This is a genomic window from Pseudomonas sp. GM80 (assembly GCF_000282515.1).
GTDB lineage: Bacteria > Pseudomonadota > Gammaproteobacteria > Pseudomonadales > Pseudomonadaceae > Aquipseudomonas.
In genome coordinates this window covers 1-19739 of sequence record NZ_AKJD01000252.1, presented here as the reverse complement: position 1 = coordinate 19739, position 19739 = coordinate 1, and the positions used below count along the sequence as shown (strand labels likewise).

General features: G+C 61.5%; 22 protein-coding genes. 8 read left to right on the top strand and 14 right to left on the bottom strand.

What is annotated here, in order from left to right:
- The first annotated feature begins 135 nt into the window (after positions 1 to 135).
- From PMI37_RS29010 to PMI37_RS28990, 5 genes are all read left to right on the top strand, one after another.
- On the top strand, positions 136 to 816 hold the full coding sequence (locus PMI37_RS29010) for a response regulator (protein ID WP_008088174.1): 681 nt from the start codon (positions 136 to 138) through the stop codon (positions 814 to 816).
- Complete coding sequence (locus PMI37_RS29005; RefSeq protein ID WP_008088172.1) at positions 816 to 2138, top strand: ATP-binding protein; 1323 nt, start codon at positions 816 to 818, stop codon at positions 2136 to 2138. Before PMI37_RS29010 ends, PMI37_RS29005 begins: the two co-directional genes overlap by 1 nt.
- A 193-nt stretch (positions 2139 to 2331) precedes the next feature.
- The gene (locus PMI37_RS29000) at positions 2332 to 2817 is read left to right on the top strand and encodes a GNAT family N-acetyltransferase (RefSeq protein ID WP_008088170.1); all 486 of its coding nucleotides are present in this window, start codon (positions 2332 to 2334) and stop codon (positions 2815 to 2817) included.
- Positions 2818 to 2960: 143 nt separating this feature from the next.
- Entirely contained in the window at positions 2961 to 4373 is a 1413-nt protein-coding gene (locus PMI37_RS28995) for an aspartate aminotransferase family protein (protein WP_008088168.1), read from the top strand.
- 83 nt (positions 4374 to 4456) lie between these two features.
- Positions 4457 to 4681 carry an MbtH family protein gene (locus PMI37_RS28990; RefSeq protein ID WP_008088166.1) on the top strand — a complete coding sequence of 75 codons (225 nt, stop codon included), beginning with the start codon at positions 4457 to 4459 and terminating at the stop codon, positions 4679 to 4681.
- Between the two features lie 199 nt (positions 4682 to 4880).
- On the opposite strand, the gene PMI37_RS28985 is transcribed toward PMI37_RS28990, so the two are convergent.
- Genes PMI37_RS28985 through PMI37_RS28950 form a run of 8 tightly spaced genes read right to left on the bottom strand, consistent with a single transcriptional unit; the run spans position 4881 to position 11144 of the window.
- Positions 4881 to 5786: a metal ABC transporter substrate-binding protein gene (locus PMI37_RS28985; protein ID WP_008088160.1), complete on the bottom strand. Its 906-nt coding sequence runs from the start codon at positions 5784 to 5786 to the stop codon at positions 4881 to 4883.
- A complete protein-coding gene (locus PMI37_RS28980) occupies positions 5787 to 6686 on the bottom strand; it encodes a metal ABC transporter permease (protein WP_007917717.1) in 900 nt (299 codons plus the stop codon).
- On the bottom strand, positions 6686 to 7534 hold the full coding sequence (locus tag PMI37_RS28975; RefSeq protein ID WP_008088158.1) for a metal ABC transporter ATP-binding protein: 849 nt from the start codon (positions 7532 to 7534) through the stop codon (positions 6686 to 6688). The genes PMI37_RS28980 and PMI37_RS28975 overlap by 1 nt, the downstream gene beginning before the upstream one ends.
- The gene (locus PMI37_RS28970) at positions 7531 to 8460 is read right to left on the bottom strand and encodes a metal ABC transporter substrate-binding protein (RefSeq protein ID WP_008088156.1); all 930 of its coding nucleotides are present in this window, start codon (positions 8458 to 8460) and stop codon (positions 7531 to 7533) included. Before PMI37_RS28970 ends, PMI37_RS28975 begins: the two co-directional genes overlap by 4 nt.
- Positions 8461 to 8495: 35 nt before the next feature.
- Positions 8496 to 9071 (bottom strand): DUF6162 family protein, encoded by a 576-nt coding sequence (locus PMI37_RS28965; protein WP_008088154.1) that lies wholly within the window; start codon positions 9069 to 9071, stop codon positions 8496 to 8498.
- The gene (locus PMI37_RS28960) at positions 9068 to 9409 is read right to left on the bottom strand and encodes a hypothetical protein (RefSeq protein WP_008088147.1); all 342 of its coding nucleotides are present in this window, start codon (positions 9407 to 9409) and stop codon (positions 9068 to 9070) included. Before PMI37_RS28960 ends, PMI37_RS28965 begins: the two co-directional genes overlap by 4 nt.
- Positions 9406 to 9948: a hypothetical protein gene (locus PMI37_RS28955; RefSeq protein ID WP_008088145.1), complete on the bottom strand. Its 543-nt coding sequence runs from the start codon at positions 9946 to 9948 to the stop codon at positions 9406 to 9408. The genes PMI37_RS28960 and PMI37_RS28955 overlap by 4 nt, the downstream gene beginning before the upstream one ends.
- Positions 9945 to 11144 carry a PepSY-associated TM helix domain-containing protein gene (locus PMI37_RS28950; RefSeq protein ID WP_008088143.1) on the bottom strand — a complete coding sequence of 400 codons (1200 nt, stop codon included), beginning with the start codon at positions 11142 to 11144 and terminating at the stop codon, positions 9945 to 9947. Before PMI37_RS28950 ends, PMI37_RS28955 begins: the two co-directional genes overlap by 4 nt.
- Positions 11145 to 11514: 370 nt before the next feature.
- Here PMI37_RS28950 and leuC point away from each other — a divergent pair, with 370 nt between their 5' ends.
- A complete protein-coding gene (gene leuC, locus PMI37_RS28945; RefSeq protein ID WP_045123340.1) occupies positions 11515 to 12933 on the top strand; it encodes a 3-isopropylmalate dehydratase large subunit in 1419 nt (472 codons plus the stop codon).
- Positions 12930 to 13544 carry a 3-isopropylmalate dehydratase small subunit gene (gene leuD / locus PMI37_RS28940; protein WP_008088139.1) on the top strand — a complete coding sequence of 205 codons (615 nt, stop codon included), beginning with the start codon at positions 12930 to 12932 and terminating at the stop codon, positions 13542 to 13544. Before leuC ends, leuD begins: the two co-directional genes overlap by 4 nt.
- 134 nt (positions 13545 to 13678) lie before the next feature.
- On the opposite strand, the gene PMI37_RS28935 is transcribed toward leuD, so the two are convergent.
- The 4 genes from PMI37_RS28935 to soxR form a co-directional block, all read right to left on the bottom strand.
- Positions 13679 to 14629, bottom strand: a complete 951-nt coding sequence (locus PMI37_RS28935; protein ID WP_008088137.1) for a LysR substrate-binding domain-containing protein — start codon at positions 14627 to 14629, stop codon at positions 13679 to 13681.
- Between the two features lie 17 nt (positions 14630 to 14646).
- Positions 14647 to 15522, bottom strand: coding sequence for an alpha/beta fold hydrolase (locus tag PMI37_RS28930; protein ID WP_008088135.1), 876 nt, complete (start codon positions 15520 to 15522; stop codon positions 14647 to 14649).
- 240 nt (positions 15523 to 15762) lie between these two features.
- Entirely contained in the window at positions 15763 to 16221 is a 459-nt protein-coding gene (locus PMI37_RS28925) for a VOC family protein (RefSeq protein WP_008088133.1), read from the bottom strand.
- A 252-nt stretch (positions 16222 to 16473) separates the two neighbouring features.
- Entirely contained in the window at positions 16474 to 16926 is a 453-nt protein-coding gene (soxR, locus tag PMI37_RS28920; RefSeq protein WP_008088131.1) for a redox-sensitive transcriptional activator SoxR, read from the bottom strand.
- A gap of 93 nt (positions 16927 to 17019) precedes the next feature.
- On the opposite strand from soxR, the gene PMI37_RS28915 reads away from it, so the two are divergent.
- On the top strand, positions 17020 to 17385 hold the full coding sequence (locus PMI37_RS28915) for an antibiotic biosynthesis monooxygenase (protein ID WP_008088129.1): 366 nt from the start codon (positions 17020 to 17022) through the stop codon (positions 17383 to 17385).
- Here PMI37_RS28915 and PMI37_RS28910 read toward each other — a convergent pair.
- Positions 17382 to 18485 (bottom strand): sigma-54 interaction domain-containing protein, encoded by a 1104-nt coding sequence (locus tag PMI37_RS28910; protein WP_008088127.1) that lies wholly within the window; start codon positions 18483 to 18485, stop codon positions 17382 to 17384. The genes PMI37_RS28915 and PMI37_RS28910 overlap by 4 nt on opposite strands.
- Before the next feature lie 24 nt (positions 18486 to 18509).
- Positions 18510 to 19697, bottom strand: coding sequence for an acyl-CoA dehydrogenase family protein (locus PMI37_RS28905; protein WP_045123338.1), 1188 nt, complete (start codon positions 19695 to 19697; stop codon positions 18510 to 18512).
- Between the last annotated feature and the right edge of the window lie 42 nt (positions 19698 to 19739).

Sequence of the window (19739 nt, the reverse complement as noted above, 5' to 3'; positions counted from 1 at the left end):
TGCAAGTGAGGTGCACAATGGGCGGTGGCGATTAACCGATGATTAACCGCCATGCCCTTGTCGCTGTGACGTTCGGGGCATAATGTCAGCTTAATCGGCCAACTGCCTAATCGGCTTTTTTCTACGGGACTCACCATGCACGTACTGGTTTGCGAAGACGATGAGTTGATCGCCAGCGGGATCGTTGCCGGTCTCACGGCGCAGGGGTTGACCGTCGACCACGTCAACACGGCGTCGAAGGCGCGGGCGATGCTCAAGGTCGCCGAATTTGACGTGATGGTGCTCGATCTCGGCCTGCCCGACGAAGATGGCCTCAAATTGCTGCAACAATTGCGGCAAAGTGGCCTGGAAATCCCGGTACTGATTCTGACCGCACGCGATTCGGTTACCGACCGCGTTGATGGCTTGCAGGCCGGCGCTGACGATTACCTGCTCAAACCGTTCGATCTGCGTGAACTGTTCGCGCGCTTGCAAACCCTGTTGCGCCGCGTGGCGGGCCGCAGCGTCAATCTGATCGAACACGGCGCGCTGACTTATGACCCGAGCAGCCGCGAAACCACCCTCGCCGGGCAACCGGTGGATTTGTCGCGCCGCGAGCAATCGTTGCTGCAAGCCCTGCTGCATAATCGTGGGCGGGTGCTTTCCACCGAGCAACTGAAGGACAGCGTCTACGGCTTCAACGACGAGCTGGAAAGCAACGCCCTCAACGTACACATCCATCACCTGCGCAGCAAACTCGGCAAGGGCATCGTCGAAACCGTGCGCGGCCTGGGTTATCGGCTCGGCCCGGCAGATGGCGGAGATCAAGGCAAGTGATGAGTCTGCGACTGCGCCTGAGCCTGACCCTCGGCGCCGCGTTCGCGCTGATCTGGGCGCTGGCGGCGGCCTGGATGCTCAGTGACCTGCGCAATCAGATGATGTTTTCCCTCGACCAGCGTCTGGTGGCGTCGGCGCGCATGGTCGCCGGGCTGCTGGAACAGTTGCCGACACTGCCGAGCAAAGGCGAGGGCACGCATTTCAGCGCTGAACAATTGAATATTCCTGGCGGCATGGCCTGTCAGGTCAGTTCGTTGCGCGGGGAAATTCTCGCCCGCAGTCACAACAACCCCGAGCAAGCGCTGGAGGCCGAGAAAATGGGCTTCCACGACCAGATCATCGACGGCGCGCCGTGGCGCAGTTTCACCCTCGCACGCGGCGATGTGCGGATTACCACGGCGGATCGGCAGATCGAGCGCGAGGCCCTGAACATGTCGATTCTGCTGGCCGCGTCGGTGCCGGTCGGCGTGGCGTTGCTTGGGTGCCTGTGCCTGTTGTGGCTGGGCATCGGCCAGGGGCTGGCGCCGCTCAATCGCTTGCGTGAAGCGCTGATGCGGCGCAATGCCGACTCGCTTGAGCCGCTGCAATTGCAGGCATTTCCCAGCGAATTGAAACCGCTGCTGGATACGCAGAATCAATTGTTCCAGCGCATTGGCAAGACCATCGAACGTGAGCGGCGGCTGACCGGTGACGCGGCGCACGAACTGCGCAGCCCGCTGACGGCGATCAAGACCCACCTGCAAGTGGCGCGCATGACCGAAGGCAGCGCTCGCGATCAATCGCTGGCGCGGGCGGAAGAGGGCGCTGATCGCCTGCATCGGACCCTTGAGCAATTGCTGCTGCTGGCGCGAGTCGAAGGCAGTCTGTCGTTCGACGACGGTTCGCAATGCAGTGCCGAACAGGTCGCCCGACTGGCGATTCAGGATGCTACCGGCGGCGAACGACTGCGGATCAAACTGCAATTGCCGGCGCAGCTTTCTGAGGCTCCGTTGCAGATGCCTGCGGTGTTGGCGATTGCCGCGCTGCGCAATTTGCTCGACAACGCGCTGCGCCATACACCGGAAGATTGCGCAGTCGAGGTGAGCCTGGAAACCATCGGCAACCGCGTACGTTTTGTCGTGCGCGACCATGGTCCGGGCATTGCCCCGGATGATTTGCAGCACCTGACCCAGCGCTTCTGGCGCAACGGCCAAAGCACCGGCTGCGGCCTCGGCCTGGCGATTGTCCAGGCGATCGTCCAGCGTTGCGACTGCGCGCTGCATTTCGACAGCCGCGCGGACGGCCTGCGCGTCGAACTGACCATGCCCCTGCAAACGCTCTGATTTCACTCCCCCCTGTAGGAGCTGCCGAAGGCTGCGATCTTGTGATCCTGGAAAACAAGATCAAAAGATCGCAGCCTTCGGCAGCTCCTACAGGGGATTCTCATCAAATGTAACTTCTTGGCGTTCGCTATCCGGGCGGGGCGGGGTTAAGGTCGGCCCCTGCTTTGACTCAATGGATTGAGGGAACAGCGCCATGGAAGCACCCATCTGTATTCGTTCGGCCCTCCCGGCCGACAGCGGCATCATCAGCCGCATCATCGAACGCTCGATCCGCGTCGGTTGTGCGTTCGATCACCGCAACGATCCCCAACGAGTCAGCGCCTGGCTTGCGCAACTGTCTGCCGAACAGATCAGTGCCTGGCTGGCCAATCCGCAGTGCTATGTGAATGTTGCGCTGCTCGGGGATAAACCGGTGGGCGTCGGCATGGCCGCCGCCTGCGGGGAAATCACGTTCTGCTACGTGCAGCCGGAATGGTTTCGTCGTGGCGCAGGGCGGGCGTTGATGAACGATCTGCACGGCTGGCTGCGCATTCGCGGCGTTCTGCATGTCAATCTCAACAGCACCCGCACCGGCCAGGCTTTTTATCGGCGACTGGGCTATCGCGAATCGACGCAACCGGCTGCCCGCGACGGCTTGCAGACCCTGGCAATGACCCAGTCGTTCGACACCTCGGCCTGACAACTCGATCAAGGGTCTAAATCCTCGGGACGCTTAAGCGTTTCCAGAACAGGAAAACCTGCAAGTGCGCTCCGCGACCGGAATGCGCACCTGTGCGGTGTGCTGTTTTGGTCACTATCCATAGCGTATTGAGGGGTCGAGAGATGTCAGTCGCCACCAGCCTTATCGAAGAGTCGTCGGCCCGGGTCAGCTCGGCGCCAGCGGAAACGCTGTACCAGTTCAACGAGTCGCCGTTGCTCGCGCGTCAGGCGCAACAGGAATCCAACGCCCGCAGTTATCCACGGCGCATTCCGCTGGCGCTCAAGCGTGCCAAAGGCCTGTACGTCGAAGACGTTGAAGGCCGCACCTTTATCGATTGCCTGGCCGGTGCCGGCACGCTGGCGCTCGGCCACAATCACCCGGTGGTGATCGAAGCGATCCAGCAAGTGCTGGCCGATGAACTGCCGTTGCACACTCTCGATCTGACCACACCGGTCAAGGATCAATTCGTTCAGGACCTGTTCGGCCTGCTGCCGTCTGCCCTCGCGGCGGAGGCGAAAATCCAGTTCTGCGGCCCGACCGGCACTGACGCAGTGGAAGCGGCGCTGAAACTGGTGCGCACCGCCACCGGGCGCAGCACCGTACTGTCGTTCTCCGGTGGTTACCACGGCATGAGTCAGGGCGCTTTGAGCCTGATGGGCAGCCTGGGGCCGAAAAGGCCGTTGGGCGCGTTGCTCAGCAGCGGCGTGCAGTTCATGCCGTTCCCGTATGACTACCGTTGCCCGTTCGGCCTCGGTGGCGCTGCGGGCGTCAAAGCCAATTTGAGTTATCTGGAAAACCTGCTCAACGACCCCGAAGCCGGCGTGCAACTGCCCGCCGCCGTGATCGTTGAAGCCGTGCAGGGCGAGGGTGGGGTGATACCCGCCGACATCGAGTGGCTACGCGGCCTGCGCCGAATTACCGAGAAGGCTGGCGTGGCGTTGATCGTCGACGAGATCCAGAGCGGTTTCGCCCGTACCGGCAAGATGTTTGCCTTCGAACACGCCGGCATCACGCCTGACGTGGTGGTGCTGTCCAAAGCCATCGGTGGCAGCCTGCCGCTGGCGGTGGTGGTGTATCGCGACTGGCTCGACACCTGGCAACCGGGCGCACACGCCGGCACGTTCCGTGGCAATCAGATGGCGATGGCCGCCGGTTCTGCGGTGATGCGTTATCTGGTCGAGCACAAGGTCTGCGAGCACGCCGCGGCCATGGGCGCACGCCTGAGCGAGCACCTGCGCATCCTGCAGCGTGACTTCCCGCAGCTGGGCGACATTCGTGGCCGTGGCCTGATGCTCGGTGTTGAACTGGTTGACCCGAACGGTGCGCCGGATGCCCTCGGTCATCCGCCGGCGTTCGCGGCTCTGGCGCCGTTGGTGCAACGCGAGTGCCTCAAGCGCGGGCTGATCCTGGAGCTGGGCGGCCGTCACGGTGCGGTGGTGCGTTTCCTGCCGCCGCTGGTGATCACCGCCGCTGAAATCGACCGTGTTGCCGAGATCTTCGGCCGTGCCTTGGTGGCCGCGACGGCCGCCGTGTAAATTTTTCGCCGCGCCGAACGTTCTTTCTACATACCCGGCTGCACCCGTTGTGCAGCCCACCCTTACAACGATGGAGAACCAGCATGACGTCAGTATTCGACCGCGAGGACATCCTCTTTCAGGTCGTGGTCAACCACGAAGAGCAGTACTCGATCTGGCCGGACTACAAAGCCGTGCCGGAAGGCTGGCGCACCGTGGGCAAGAGCGGCCTGAAAAAGGAATGCCTGGCCTACATCGAAGAAGTCTGGACCGACATGCGTCCGCTGAGCCTGCGCCAGAAGATGGAAGCGCAGGCCGTGGCGCAATAAGCATCCGGCAAAAAGAAACCCGCTGAACCGATAAGGTCAGCGGGTTTTTTCATGCCCTGGATTTGTGTTGATGATCAGGGCCTCATCGCTGGCAAGCCAGCTCCCACAGGTATCGGGGGGATTACAAAATCTGCGTTCACCGCGAACCCTGTGGGACCTGGCTTGCCAGCGATGAACGATAACGCGGTCTCGGATGAAATTACACCCCGCTCAATCCCTTGAGCAGCAGATCCACATTCCCCTCCAGCTCCGCCACCGGATCCGCCGCATCGGTGCTCAACACCAACAACCGGCTACCCGACTCGGCAATCGCCGCTTTCACCGCCTCCGCAGGCTGGCGATGATGCAGCACCACCGCCACATCATTGTCCTTGAGCGTGGCCGTCAGCTTTTTCAGATCCTCAGGCGTCCACTCCGCATCCGGACGCGGATCCTGGCCGACCAATTCCAGATTCAGGCTGCCAATCAAATAACCGAAGTGATCGCTCAAACTCATCACGCTCAGATTGTCGGCACTGGCCAGCCGCGCCTCGCTGTCGGCGCTGAGCTTGAGCAGACGCTGTTTCAACGCCGCCAGGTTCGCCTCGATCGCAGGCTTGGCGGCCGGTGCCAGGCGCACCAGATCCGCCGCCATGACGTCGGCCATGCGCCCCATATTGTTGCTGGAAAGCCATGGCTGACTGTTCAAGCCATCGATCATCAGACCTGGCTGCACAGCGATGCCGGGCAGGGCGCCGTCGACCGGCCGTGCCGCGTCGACTTCAACGATGCGAATATTGCTGCGCCGAGAAATCGGATACAGCGGATCGTCAGCCCACAGCGAGCGTACGCCGATGACCGCGTCGGCACCGGTCGCCAGTTTGCTCAGCGCCGGCGCGCCACGCCCGGTGAAGTAGGCGGTCTGGCGACTGCCCGGCAGGTTCGCCGGTGCCGCGCGTTCGAGGTTGACATCGGTGCCCTTGAGCAGCACTTCACCCAGGCCGTAGGTGATCGGCAGCGACGCCAGCACCCGCAGCGGTTTAGCGTTTTCGGCGGCGAGCAGTGGCGTGCAGACGACGCCGCACAGGGCCATGGCCAAAGTCAGTTTGCGCATTGAAAAAGTCATTTATCCAAGATTCCCTTTCAGGCTCGGGACGACACCGCGCGCGATGGCGGCGAGGGCGAAGGCGATGCCGGCGACCAGAATGATCGCGGCGCCGGACGGAATTGGCAGATCGAAGACGATCGGCGCGAGAATCCCGCACAAGGTGCTCACAGTAGCGATCAACACTGAACACCAGAAAAAGCCCTTGAGCGACTGGCTAAGCAAGCGTGCCGCAGCGGCGGGAATCACCAGCAGCGCACCGACCAGAATCGCGCCGATGACTTTCACTGCCGCGACGGTAATCAGCGTCACCAGAATCACGAACAGGTAATCCAGGGTCTTCACCGCGACGCCGCGCACCGCCGCCAGTTGCGGATTGAAACTGGCGAGCATGATGCGGTTGTACAGCGGCAGCGCCAGGGCCATGACCAGCGAACCGACGATGGCCAGCACCGCCAGATCATTGCCGTTGACGGTCAATACCGAACCGAACAACACGTTCTCGAGAATGTGCACGTTGATCTTGCCGGCGAGAATCAGCAGCAGGCTCGCACCCAAGGCCAGCGACACCGAGAGGAATACGCCGATCAAGGTATCGGGCGCCAGACCGGTGCGGTTGCGCAGGTAATTAAGCAGGATGCCGAACAACAGGCAGTAACCGAACAGACTGCCGTACGGCCCGGTGTAGGGTTCGCCAAGCAGAATGCCAATGGCCACACCGGTCAGCGCGGCGTGACCGACTGCTTCGGAAAAAAACGCGAAGCGCTTGACCACCACCAGCGTGCCGAGGCCGCCGAGTACCGGGCCGATCAGCAGGCCGGCGAGCAACGCATTGACGACAAACCCATAAGCGAGCGCTTCCGGCAGGTAACCGGACGAGGCCCAGCCTTGAACCATCAAACGAAAGGCTTCGTAACTCATCAGCTCGCGCTCCGTGGATGGGTCGAAAACAGTGTCAGCAGACGCTCCGGGGTCAGCGCCTCGCGAGGTGTGGCGTCGAACAACACACGACGGTTGAGGCCGGTGACGCGATCGGCCAGGCGACCGACGGCTTCAAGATCATGCTCGATCCACAACACGGTGATGCCGGCGGCGCGCCAGTCATTGAGCAGGCGTTCGAACACCTGAATCCCGGCTTCGTCGAGGGCCGACATCGGCTCATCGAGCACCAGCAATTGCGGCGCCGGAATCAACCCTTGCGCAAGCAAAACCCGCTGCCGTTCACCGCCGGACAGCGCGCCCATGCGGCGCTTGCGTTTGTCCTGCATGCCGACGCGTTCCAGCGCATCACCGATGGCGCCGGCGTAGTGTTTGCTCAAACCAAGAAATGCCGGACGACGCTGGCACATCGCGGCCATGAAATCGTCGACGGTCATCGGCAAACCGCGATCGAATTCCAGTGCCTGTGGCACATAACCGATGGTGCCGGGCTCGCGCGGCCAATGCAGGCTGAGCTGGCCCTGATGCGGCATCTGCCCGAGCAGGGTTTTGATCAGCGAACTCTTGCCGCCACCGTTGGGGCCGACCAGTGCGTGGACGCTGCCGGGCTGCACCTGGAAGGTGACCTTGTCGAGAATCGTCGTACGCCCCAGCGTCAGACAAACCTGCGCAAAATCCAGCGTCGGCCCCGAAACCTGTAGGAGTGAGCCTGCTCGCGATAGCGCTATGTCATCCAACGAAGAGGTTGCCTGAACCGACGCATTCGCGAGCAGGCTCGCTCCTACAGGGGATTCGGTGTGGTCGGCGATCAGGGTTTCTTTGGAGGTCATGCGCCGGACTCCTGAATCGCCCGTACCACAGTGTTGAGGTTGCCGGTCATTTCCTTTTCGTACTTGTCGGCGGTGTATTCGCCGTAGGAAATATGCGACAGCGGGTACAGCTTCACCCCGGATTCACGCTGAATGGTATCGACGTAACTCGACGGGAAATCCATCTCCGAGAAGATCACTTTCACGTCCAGTTCGCGCAGTTGATCGATGGTCTTCTTCAACTGGCTCGGGCTCGGCTCGATGCCGTGCGCCGGCTCGACCACGGCGGTTACTTCCAGACCGAACTCACGCAACAGATAGTCGTAAGCGGCATGGACGGTGGCGACGCGCAGCTCGGCGTTCGGCGCCTGGGTCAGCTTGGCCAGCGCGTCGGCACGCATCTGCCGCAGGCGTTTGCCGTAGGCGCGGGCGTTTTGCGTGTAGGTCTTGGCGTTGTCCGGGTCGAGCTTGCCCAGCTCGCGGGCAATGTTGTTGACCTGGGCGATCGAGGCGCTGATCGACAAAAACGTGTGCGGGTTGACCACTTTGCCGGCGCCGCGCGCAGCGACCCCGGTGGCGGCCAGCAGTGGCACGTTTTCGTTGGCTTCGATGGTCTTGATGTTCGGTGTTTCGCTGGCGGCGATCATGCGGTCGGCAAAATCATCATGGCCGACACCGTTGAGCACGATCACGTCCAGCCCGCTGATGCGCTTGATGTCTTCGGCGCGCGGCTCGTAAGCATGCGGGTTGAAACCGGCGGGAATCAGCGGCACGACCTCGGCCTTGTCGCCGACGATGTTCGCCACATAGCTGTAATAAGGATGCAGAGTGATGCCGATGCGCAGGCGCTTGGCCTGATCGGCGCTGGCCAGCGGGCTCAGCAGGCAGGCGCAGAGGCCGACCAGAAACATACGCAACAAGGGACGGCGAGGCGATGAAATAGACATGGGCAAACGGTCTTCTCTCGGGTGAGGGCGAGGAATCAATGGCGATGTTCGCGGGTAACCCCGGCATCGTATTGCGCGACGATCTGTTTCCAGCCCGACGCGGACAGGGCGGCGGCGGTCAGTTCGGTCGGCACTTTGAGATCGGCATCGCGGTTGAGCCAGATGTCCGGTGCAGCGCTGTTATCGGTGCTCAACAGCATCACGAATGAACCAGCGACGGCGGGTGCCTGACTGTGGCCAAAGTAGGCAGTGTCGGCCAGCAATTGCCAGGCATGACCGCCGCGGCTGACTGAACTCGCATCCTGAGCAAATGGCGCAAAACCTTCGTCAGCCAGATTTTGCGGCGTCGGCAAGGTTTGCTGTTCTTCGCGCAGCAGACGGATTTCGTCGAGGGTCACCCGCAGGTCGGCATAAATGCCTTGCTCTGATGCACTGAGATCGCGGCGTGCGTCGAACTGATTGCTGGCGACCGGCTCCGGCTCATGGGAAACCCCGCGCCACGCCACCACCGAACCGGCAATCGCCAGAATCAACAGACACAACAGCAACACATTGAGGGTTTCATGGCCGGCACCGGCCGGGCGTACGACTTGCGTGGTGGGCGTACTCATGGGGCCTCAATATCCGCTTGGTCGATTTCGACAACGTGGCCCGGGCCTGCGTCGAACAGCACGTAGAACTCGGCGCCGGGTTTTTTGAAGGTCAGCGTTGAATCGCTGCCAAGCTTGCCCGGTACCAGAATAGTTTCGTCGTAACCGATCACGTCGAGGGTCACGCCGGGGGCGCCGCTGCCGTCGGAAAAACCGCCGGTGCATTTGATCTGGTCAGCGTCGATGGCTTTGCATTCGCACATCGGGTTATGCGCCAGCGCGCTGCCAGTGAAACCGGCGCTGAGCACCAGCAACGCGGCGCTCAGCCGCAGGCGGGAAGGGCGTTGCGAGCGGGTCATGGTTTGGCTCCTTGTTGAGTCAGCCAGGCAATGGTGGCGGGGGAGGCCTGGCTCAGGGGAATCGAGGCCTGATGCATGCTGCCGTCCCAGCCTTCCATGGTGATCCACAGTTCGGCGTCGGCTTTGGTTTTTTCCGGTACGGGCAACTGCGCGCCCATGCGGTACGGCGCGCCGAAAAAAATCACCCCGGCGGCGCGCAGGCTGCGCGGTTTGCCAATGCGCAGGTAAGTGGCTTTGACTGTGTCGATGCAGGCATCGCAAAGCGCGGCGTTGAAACTTTTCATGTAGCCGGCCGGACCTTCCAGCTGGGGCGCCTGATTGCGCAACTCGGCGAGGCGCAGGCTCCAGGGGCCGACCGCGACTTCGCCGACTTCGCGTTCACCGAGGCCGACATCGCCGCGAAACAGCGCCGCATCGGCGAAGTATTTCGGCATGAACCCCAATGGAATCAGTAGCAACAGCACGTTGATGTGGAAGCGCCATTTGTGCCAGAACAGGCGCAGGCGCGACGGTTGAGGTGCAGTGTTGGACTTGCTCACAGGTCGACCTCCGACGTTTCTCGGCGCAGGGCCGGTTGCGCCTGCACGCGGTTTTTCTTCGATTCACGCTTGAGGGCATTGGCCGTCGCCAGCGCCGTGCGTTTGGTCCAGATCAACAAGCCGCTGAGGACCATCATGCTCAGCAGCAGGCCGAAGAAGAACCAGATCAATTTGATCCACAGCCCGCCAAAGTCGCCGGTGTGCAGGGGGCGCATGGATTCGGTGACGAATTCCAGTGAGGTACGGTCGCTCAACAAACGCGAAGCAGCCATTTCACCGCTGTACGGATCGAGCGTCGCGGTCTGGAACATCAATGGATACCAGCCGCGGCCGCCGACGTTCAGATGGGTGTAGGCGTTGGCCGGCAGGCTGACGAAGCTGATTTCCAGGCCGGGAATTTTCTCTTGGGCGACTTCAATGGCGCGATCCAGGCTGATGCGCGGCGGTGGTGTGCCGTCGGCCGAGATCGGCACCGCTTCACGTGCCATCGCCGGAATGACCGGTTCGCTGGAGATGGAAATGTGGTTGTCGAACAGCAGCGCTTCGATCAGGAACCAGGTCCCGGTGATCGAGATCACGCCGATAAACCAGATCGACCAGATTCCGCTGAGACGGTGGAAATCACCCCAGAAAATCCGTGCACCGTGGCGAAAACGCAGGGTAGGGCTAAAGAATCCTTTCCAGAAGCGTTTATAAACCACCAGCCCGGTAATCAGCGACGCCAGTAATGGCAAACCGAGGAACGACACCAGGTACCAGCCCCAGCTGTAACCATTGGTGAACGGCACCAGCCACCAGCCATGCAAGGCGCGGGTAAAGGCTTTGAAGTTGAAATCCGGCGCGCCGCCCTGAATCACCCCAGTGTACGGATTGACGTAAACGGTCTGCTCACGGCCATCCGGGTAGCTGACCCGGACATCCAGCGCAAAGTGCGACTCGTCGGGACGGCTGATGCTCTCGACCACCGTGCGAGGTTCGGCTTTCTTGATGGCGGCCAGCACCTGATCGTAACTCAGTCGCGGCGCATCATCCGTCGGCTGGCTGGCGCGCATTTGCGGGTTCGCCAGCCAGACGATTTCCTGGCTGACCACCGCCAAGGTACCGGTGACGCAGACGATCAGGACAAAAAACCAGATCGGCAACGCCAGCCAGCTATGAACGAGGAACCACAGTTTGGAGCGGGATTTCTTCGACATGATTGGACGTCTGTTTCGGTGGGAGGGCGCGGCACTACGGGCTTCGCAGCACAGCAGTCCCCGAATGACCGCTCGTGGCTTTTGCCTACGCGAACGGCCTGCATCTCTATAGGACGAATGAGCGACGCAAATCCCGAAAGGCGATATGAAAGCAAATGTTTCGCAATCTCTCCTGTAGGAGCTGCGGCACGCTGCGATCTTTTGATTCTATTTTTCAAGGTCAAAAGATCGCAGTCTCGTTTCACTCGTCAGCTCCTACAGGGGGGGATTGAACACGATTCATGATCCGCGCGATCACTGTCTGGCAATTGATGGGCGGCAGCGCCTGCCTATGATGGCAATCACCCGGATTGCTTGAGTGAACGCCATGATGAGTCCCAGAACCCTTTACGACAAACATATCGATTCGCACACGGTGTGCTGCCTCGACGATCAGGGCCATGTCCTGCTGTATATCGATCGTCAGGTGATCAACGAGTACACCAGCCCGCAGGCTTTCAGCGGCCTGCGCGCTGCCGGGCGCCAGGTCTGGCGACCGGGCACGGCGCTGGCGGTGGTCGATCACGTCAACCCGACTACGCCGCTGCGTATCGCCGCGATGCCCGATGCCGGCGGCGCCCGGCAAGTGTCGTATCTGGCGGAAAACTGCCGGGACTTCGGTATCGAACTGCTGGACATCCTCGACAAGCGCCAAGGCATCGAGCACGTGATCGCGCCCGAACAAGGCTTCATCCTGCCGGGTATGGTCATCGCTGCCGGCGACAGCCACACCACGACCTATGGCGCACTGGGAGCTTTCGGCTTCGGCATCGGCACCTCGGAAATCGAGCACCTGCTGGCATCGCAGACGCTGGTCTACAAACGCCTGAAAAGCCTGCGCGTCACGGTGGACGGCGAACTGGCACCGGGCCTGACTTCGAAAGACGTGATCATGGCGCTGATCGGCCGAATCGGCGCGTCCGGCGCCACCGGTTACGCCATCGAATTCTGCGGTTCGTCCATCGATGCCTTGAGCGTCGAAGCGCGCATGACCATTTGCAACATGGCCGTCGAGGCCGGTGCGCGCGGGGCCTTTATGGCGCCGGACGAGAAAGTCTTCAGCTACTTGAAAGGCAAACCGCGCGCGCCCCAAGGTGAGTTGTGGGATCGCGGCGTGGAAAAATGGCGCGAATTGCGCAGCGATCCCGGCGCGGTGTTCGATCGCGAAATACACCTCGACGCCAGTGGGCTGGAACCAATGGTGACCTGGGGCACCAGCCCGGATCAGGCCGCTGCCATCGGTGCGCGAGTGCCGGATCCGCAATTGATCAGCGATCCGATCCTGCGTCAGGACATGCGCCGCGCCCTCAACTATATGGGCCTCGAAGCGGGCATGGCGCTCAGCGATATCGTCATCAGCCACGCCTTTATCGGCTCGTGCACCAACGCGCGGATCGAAGATTTGCGCGACGCTGCCAGCGTCGTGCGCGGGCAACAGGTCGCCGGGCATGTACGCGCGATGATCGTGCCCGGTTCCAGCGAAGTGCGGGCGCAGGCAGAGGCGGAAGGTCTTGCGCAGATTTTCATCGACGCCGGTTTTGAATGGCGTCAGTCCGGTTGCTCGATGTGCCTGGCGATGAACGATGACGTGCTCGCCCCCGGCGACCGCTGCGCATCCAGCACCAACCGTAATTTCGAGGGTCGGCAGGGCGCCGGAGCACGCACGCATCTGATGAGCCCGGCAATGGTCGCCGCCGCTGCGATCAGCGGTCGACTCACCGACATCCGCCACTTTGGAGAACGCCCATGAGCCTGCAACCCTTCACTCAAGTCAGCGGTCAGGCCGCGCCGTTTCTGGCGGCCAACGTCGACACCGACGTAATCATGCCGAAACAGTTTCTCAAGGGCATCGACCGGCAAGGGCTGGATCGCGGGGTGTTTTTCGATCTGCGGTTTTTGCCCGATGGCACGCCCAACCCCGACTTCGTGTTGAATCAAGCGACGTGGCAAGGCGCGAGTTTTCTGGTGGTCGGGCCGAATTTCGGCTGCGGTTCCAGCCGTGAACACGCGGTGTGGGGGTTGCAGCAACTGGGCGTTCGCGCGTTGATCGGCAGCAGTTTTGCCGGGATCTTTTACGACAATTGCCAACGCAACGGCGTGTTGTTGATCACCCTGGAAGAGGCGCAGGTGCAGCGCATCGGAACGCTTGTCGGCGAGGCTGAAACCGCGCGGCTCAGTATCGATCTGCAGGCGCAGCGGATCAGCCTCGCGGATGGCAGCGTGGTCGATTTCCACATTGATGCGCTGCGCAAAACGTCGCTGTTGTTGGGGCTGGACGCGATCGGCAGCACCTTGCAACGCCGCGATCAGATCAGCGCATTCGAACGCCAACACCTGGCTGCCAACCCGTGGTTAAGTTAAACGCATAACCTGTGGGAGCTGGCTTGCCAGCGATGGCGGTGTGTCTGCAAAAATGATGTTGATGTACTGATGCCATCGCTGGCAAGCCAGCTCCCACAGGGTTTCGTGGTGTTAAGGTGTTTGGGTGTTTGGGGTTACAGGGACAGGCTTTTGAAGTGCTCCTGCAAGAATTCCACACACGCGCGTAATTTCCCCGAATGCGCCAACCGTGTCGGGTACACCGCCCAGACATTCGCGCTCTGCCCGTAATCTTCCAGCACCTGCACCAGCAACCCTTGCTCCAGCAGCGGCTTCACATCCCACAACGAACGCAGCAAAATCCCACGCCCATCCAGCGCCCATTGCAGAACAATCTCGCCATTGTTCGATGACAACGGCCCGCTGACCCGCACGCTTTCCTCGCCGCCGTCACGGTCCAGATTCCAGATGCCGAAGGTGTTGTCACGTTCCTTGATCACCAGGCAGTCATGCTGCTGCAAGTCCTCCAGCGTCAGCGGGGTACCGCGCCGTTGCAGATAGCCGGGCGCCGCGCACAACACGCGCCGATTGCTCACCAGTTGTCGACCGATGTGCTGCCCGGGAAGGTCATCACCGACACGGATCTCCAGGTCGAAGCCTTCATTGATGATGTCCACGACCCGGTCAAACAGGTCGAGGCGAATCTCCAGGTCTGGATAACGTTCGGCCAGCAACGACACCGCCGGCGCCACGTGATTGCGCCCGAAACCGAAGCTGCTGCACAGGTGCAAACGCCCACGCGGGCTGTCGTGAGCGTCGGAAAGTTCGTCGTGCAGTTGCTGGAAGTCATCAAGAATGCGCAACGCCCAGCGCTGCACCCGTTCACCGTCCTCGGTCAGCGAAACGCGACGGCTGGTGCGGTGCAGCAGGCGAGTGCCGAGGGTGGTTTCGAGAATCTGGATACGTTTGCTGACGTAGGCCGGTGACAGGCCCAGCTCATCGGCCGCGGCGGCAAATCCGTTTTTGCGGATCACGGTGAGCAGCACTCGCAGGTCTTCGGGCAGGGGCACGGTGTCTTTGTTCTGGGGCATGGCAAAACGCACACTGGCGGCAGGAGCCGCGAGCATAGCATTGGGGGTTTTGCTCAGCGCAGGAAGGCCAGCGCTTCGGCGAGCACCCGTTCGGGGACTTCTTCGGCAAGGTAGTGGCCGGCGGGCAGGGCCTGGCCGGAGACATTCGTCGCCACTTGCTGCCATTCCCTCAGCGGATCGAAGCAGCGGCCGACGGTGCCTTCGGCGCCCCACAATACGCGCAGTGGCAAACTCAGGTGATGTCCGGCAGCGATGTCGGCCCGGTCGTGTTCCAGATCGATGACGGCGCTGGCGCGGTAATCCTCGCAGATGCCGCGTGCGCTGCCGGGTTGTTGCAGGCAGCGCCGGTATTCGCTGAAGGCTTCATCGGTGAACGGTTTGAGGCCGGCGCTGCGACTGCCCATTACGCTGCGCAGATAACCTTCCGGGTTGGCTTCGATCAGCGTTTCCGGCAAGGGTGCCGGGCGAATCAGGAAGAACCAGTGCCAGTAGGCGCGGGCGAAGGCTTCGTTGGTTTGCGTGTACATCGACAAGGTCGGCGCGATGTCCAGCAACAGCATGCGTTGCACGGCGGCGGGGTGGTCGAGCGCCAGGCGATGAGCGACCCGTGCGCCGCGGTCGTGGGCGAGGATCGAGAACTGCTCGAAACCCAGTGCTTTCATCAATTCGACATTGTCGCGGGCCATTTCGCGCTTGGAGTAACCGAGGTGCAGTTCGTCAGCGTCGGGGCGACTGCTGTCGCCGTAACCGCGCAGGTCGGCGGCGACCACGGTGAAGTGTTCGGCCAGTTGTTCGGCAATCTTGTGCCAGATGACGTGGGTCTGCGGGTGGCCGTGCAACAGCAACAGGCCCGGCCCGCTGCCGCCGACGCGGCAGGCAATGTCGACGCCGTTGACGTGACGCTGGTCTTTGAGGAATCCGGCAAACATCGGGCTGATCCTTGTTTCAGGGGGCTTGTTGCCTGCATCCTGAAAGTGTCCGGGGTTTGGGGCAAGGCGCAAAGCGTGATGGGCCGGTTCATGAAATGTGATGTGTTCGTCTGTACCGGCCCCATCGCGGGCAAGCCCGCTCCCACAGGGTTGTGTGGTGTAGCGTAGAAAGCGGTCACACCACAGATCCCTGTGGGAGCGGGCTTGCCCGCGATGAGGCCATCAATTTCACCGAGAAATTCAACCCTGGCTGAACATCTCCATCGCCCGCTGCCTGATCTGCTCTTGCGTCAAATCCTCCTTGCGCGAGGCCAGAAACCACAGGTGCCCATACGGGTCCTTCAACGTCCCGCTGCGATCACCGTAAAACTGATCCTTGACCTCCGACACCGTCGTCGCCCCGGCATCCAGCGCTCGCTGAAAGGATTTGTCGACATCGGTGACATACAAATGCAAACCCACCGACACGGCGTTGTCCGGACTGCTCAACGGCCCTTGATCACACGGCGAACCGAGCATGATTGCACTGTCGCCGATGCGCAGTTCGGCATGGCCGATACCGCCGTCCGGCATGGATAAACGCATGACTTCGGTGGCACCGAAAGCCTTTTTGTAGAAGTCGATGGCCTCGGCGGCTTTGTGAATGCCGAGATACGGGGTAATGCTGTGATACCCCTCGGGAATGGGTTTGACGCTCATGACGTACTCCCTGATTGTTGTTTTGCGAGGTGAAGAATCACTATAGAACTGTCCGCGCAGTGCTGACTTTTGCCCGACGAGCAGCAAGAGCATGCAACCCCTGTGGTGAGGGGATTTATCCCCGATGGGCTGCAAGGCAGCCCCAAAACCTGAGTCCCCATTTTTACAGTAATACCTAATTGACTGGCTTAGGGGCTGCTTCGCAGCCCATCGGGGATAAATCCCCTCACCACAAAAGCCTCCTGAAATCGATTAATCCTTTGGGAAATGCGGCCCAGGCCCTTTTTCACCCAACACATCGCCCTGATTGCGCAGCGGGCAGGCTTGCATTGAAAGGCAGCCACAGCCAATACAGCCATTCAGCCGATCGCGCAGCAGCGTCAATTGCTCGATCCGCTCATCCAGTTCCCGCCGCCACTGCTCGGACAAAACTTTCCAGTCTGCCGCCGTCGGCGCGCGATCATCAGGCAGAATCTTCAGCGCTTCGCCAATCTCCGCCAACGGAATCCCCAGGCGTTGCGCGACCTTGATCAACGCTACCCGCCGCAGCACCTCACGTGGATAACGCCGCTGATTGCCGGCGTTGCGCTGGCTTTTGATCAGCCCCTTCGATTCATAAAAATGCAGCGCCGTCACCGCCACGCCACTGCGTGCCGCGACTTCGCCGACGGTTAACTGTTTGTGCAGGTTTTCTTTGCTGATCATCTGAAAACAGCTCTTGACCTTGACTTAACTAGAGGTTTTACCCTGCAGGCCTTCGAGTCGCAAGATTCGCCTTACCGCCAAGTGGGGATTTTCATGCAAGCATCAGCGAAAAACCGCAGTTTCACTCAGTTGATCGAATTCGAGATCGAGCCGCGCCAGCAACCGGCATTGGTCAATGCGCTGTCTGTACAGTCAGAGCGTCTGGCCCAGCGTTATGAGGGCTTTGTCAGTGCCAGCGTGCAGGCCAGCGATGACGGCCGCCGCGTATTGAGCTTTCTGCAATGGCAGACCCGCGAAGCGGGGGAGGCGGCGTTACGCAGCTTTGAAAGCGGTGAGCAGGATTTCTGGCAACTGATTCACACGCATCAGGCGAAAACCATCACCTTCAATTCCTTCCAGGTGCTGAGCAGCATCGCCCGCAGTCACGACGATGCGCTGCACTGCAACCTGGTCGGTTAGATCGACAGTTGAATCAAACGCTCGCCGTGCAGGTTTTCCGTGAGGCGCCGTTTGTTCACCGCCAGTTCGCCGATCTTGATCAGTCGCGTGCGCGTGACGTTGCGGCTCAGCCCGAGCAGCGCGGCGGTGTGTACCTGGTTGTAATGGCAGAAGCGATAAGCGGCGCGCAGCAAAGCGTCTTCAACCTTTTCGTGCAGCGCACCGGCCTGCTGCGCGAAGAGTTTTTGAAAGGCTTGCTCAAGCAGTGCTTCCGGAGAGTCATCAACACTGGCGTGCTGGTCGTCCGGGCGTTCGATGCGCAGATTGGACAGGCGTAAATCATCACGCTCGATCACGCCGTTGCGGCAGATCAACAGGGTGTGATGGATGACGTTTTCCAGCTCGCGGATGTTGCCCGGCCAGCTGTAGCCGCGCAGTTTGTGCTCGGCACCGGGGCTGATGGTGACCCGCCCGTACCCGAGGCGCTGACTGTAGGCTTCGATGAAATGCCGGGTCAGCGGCAGGATATCGCCGGGGCGTTCGCGTAGCGGACTCAGCTCCAGATTGACCACGTTCAGTCGGTAGTAAAGATCCTCGCGGAAATTCCCTGCGTTGATGGCTTTTTCCAGTTGCACGTTGGTCGCCGCCAATACCCGCACATCAATCGGAATGCTTTTGCGCGAGCCCAGCCGCACCACTTCGCGCTCCTGCAAGACCCGCAGCAACTTCACCTGAATCGCCATCGGCAGATCGCCGATCTCATCGAGAAACAAGGTGCCGCCGTCCGCTTCCTCGAACCAGCCGGCCTTGGCACTCAAGGCGCCCGTGAAGGCGCCTTTTTCATGACCGAACAATTCGGCCTCCACCAGCGATTCGGAGAATGCCCCGCAGTTCACCGCAATGAAAGGCCTATGGCGGCGATGGCTCAAGTTGTGGATATGCCGCGCGACCAACTCTTTGCCGGTGCCGGTCTCGCCGATGATCAACACGCTGGCTTCGCTCGGCGCGACTTGTTGCAGATGCGCGAGCAGGGCCTGGGACTTCGGGTCTTCGAACACCTGCGCAGTGGCGCGGATCGACGTCGCCAGGGCGGGTGAGGGCGGTAGGGTCAGCAGTTGCATGGGCTCGCTCCACAAAGGAAAGAATCAGGAATAGAACGTCGGCACCGGCAGCGACTGGTTCAGCGCCCAGTCGCCCAGCTCATGGAGTTTGTAATCCAGCGGATCGTGCAGGGTTTGCGTGCGCAGGTTGCGCCAGTGCCGGTCGAGGCGCAGCGAGGCGTGGGTCGAGCGCGCGCCAGTCACTTCGAACAGTCGGCTACAGATGTCCAGGCCCTGACGGCTGGCGGCGACTTTGGCGGTGGCGATCGCCGTGGCGACCTGGCCGCGCTCTTCGGCGCTGAGGTTCGGGCCTTTGGCCCAGGCCTCGTCGAGCAGCGCCGCCGCGCGTTCGACCAATAAGCGAATGCCTTCAAGGGCGACCCAGAATTCGCCGTAATGCGCGAGCACGTAAGGGTCTTCACGCACGCTGCGCGCCGAGGATTTGTGCCAAAGGCGGGTTTCACTGAGGGTGTATTGGCGCGCTTCTTCGAAGGCACCTTCGGCAATCCCGAGGAACATATGGGTGAATGTCAGCTGCGCAATCAGCGGTCGCAGGCAGGCGAAGGGCGTGCTCAAGGGGCCGGGGTCGAGAAGCAATTCCGACTCTTCGACCCGCACCCGTTCAAACGTCGCACTGCCGCTGTCGGTCTGGCGCTGGCCGATGTTGTTCCAGTCGTTGTGCAGGGTGATGCCGCTGCGGCCGCTGGGAATCGCGGCGATGAGCAATTTGCCGCCGGCGCTTTCATCCACGGCCGAGGCGATCAGCATCTGCGAGTCGCTGGCGCCGGAGCAGAAACTCTTCTTGCCGGAAAACTCGCGCCAGCCACCGAGATCCTTGACCACCGTGCGGGTGTCCAGCGGGTTGAGCGCGTTACCCCAGAACCAGTTCTGGCGGGCGGTCTGTTCGAACCACGGCTGCCATTGTTCCGGCCGCGAAAACAGGCGCACGGTGGCGAGCATCAGGTGGTGAAAACCGAAGACGTGGGCGATCGAGCTGTCGACCTTGGCGAACTCGCGGACGATTTGCAGGGTTTCGCTCCAGCTCGCGCCGAGGCCGCCGTAGCGAGTGGGTATGCTCAGGGCCAGCAGGCCGCTGTCGCGCAGGGCATCGCGCTCGGCTTTCGGCGTGCCACCGCGTTCGTCGCGTTCGACAGCGGTGAGGGCAAACTCGGCGGCCAGTTGACGGGCGGTTTGCAACGGGGATAGCAACGTACTTTGCGGTTTGGCAGTCACACCAACACTCCTGAATTCAAGCACCCCCTGTAGGAGCTGCCG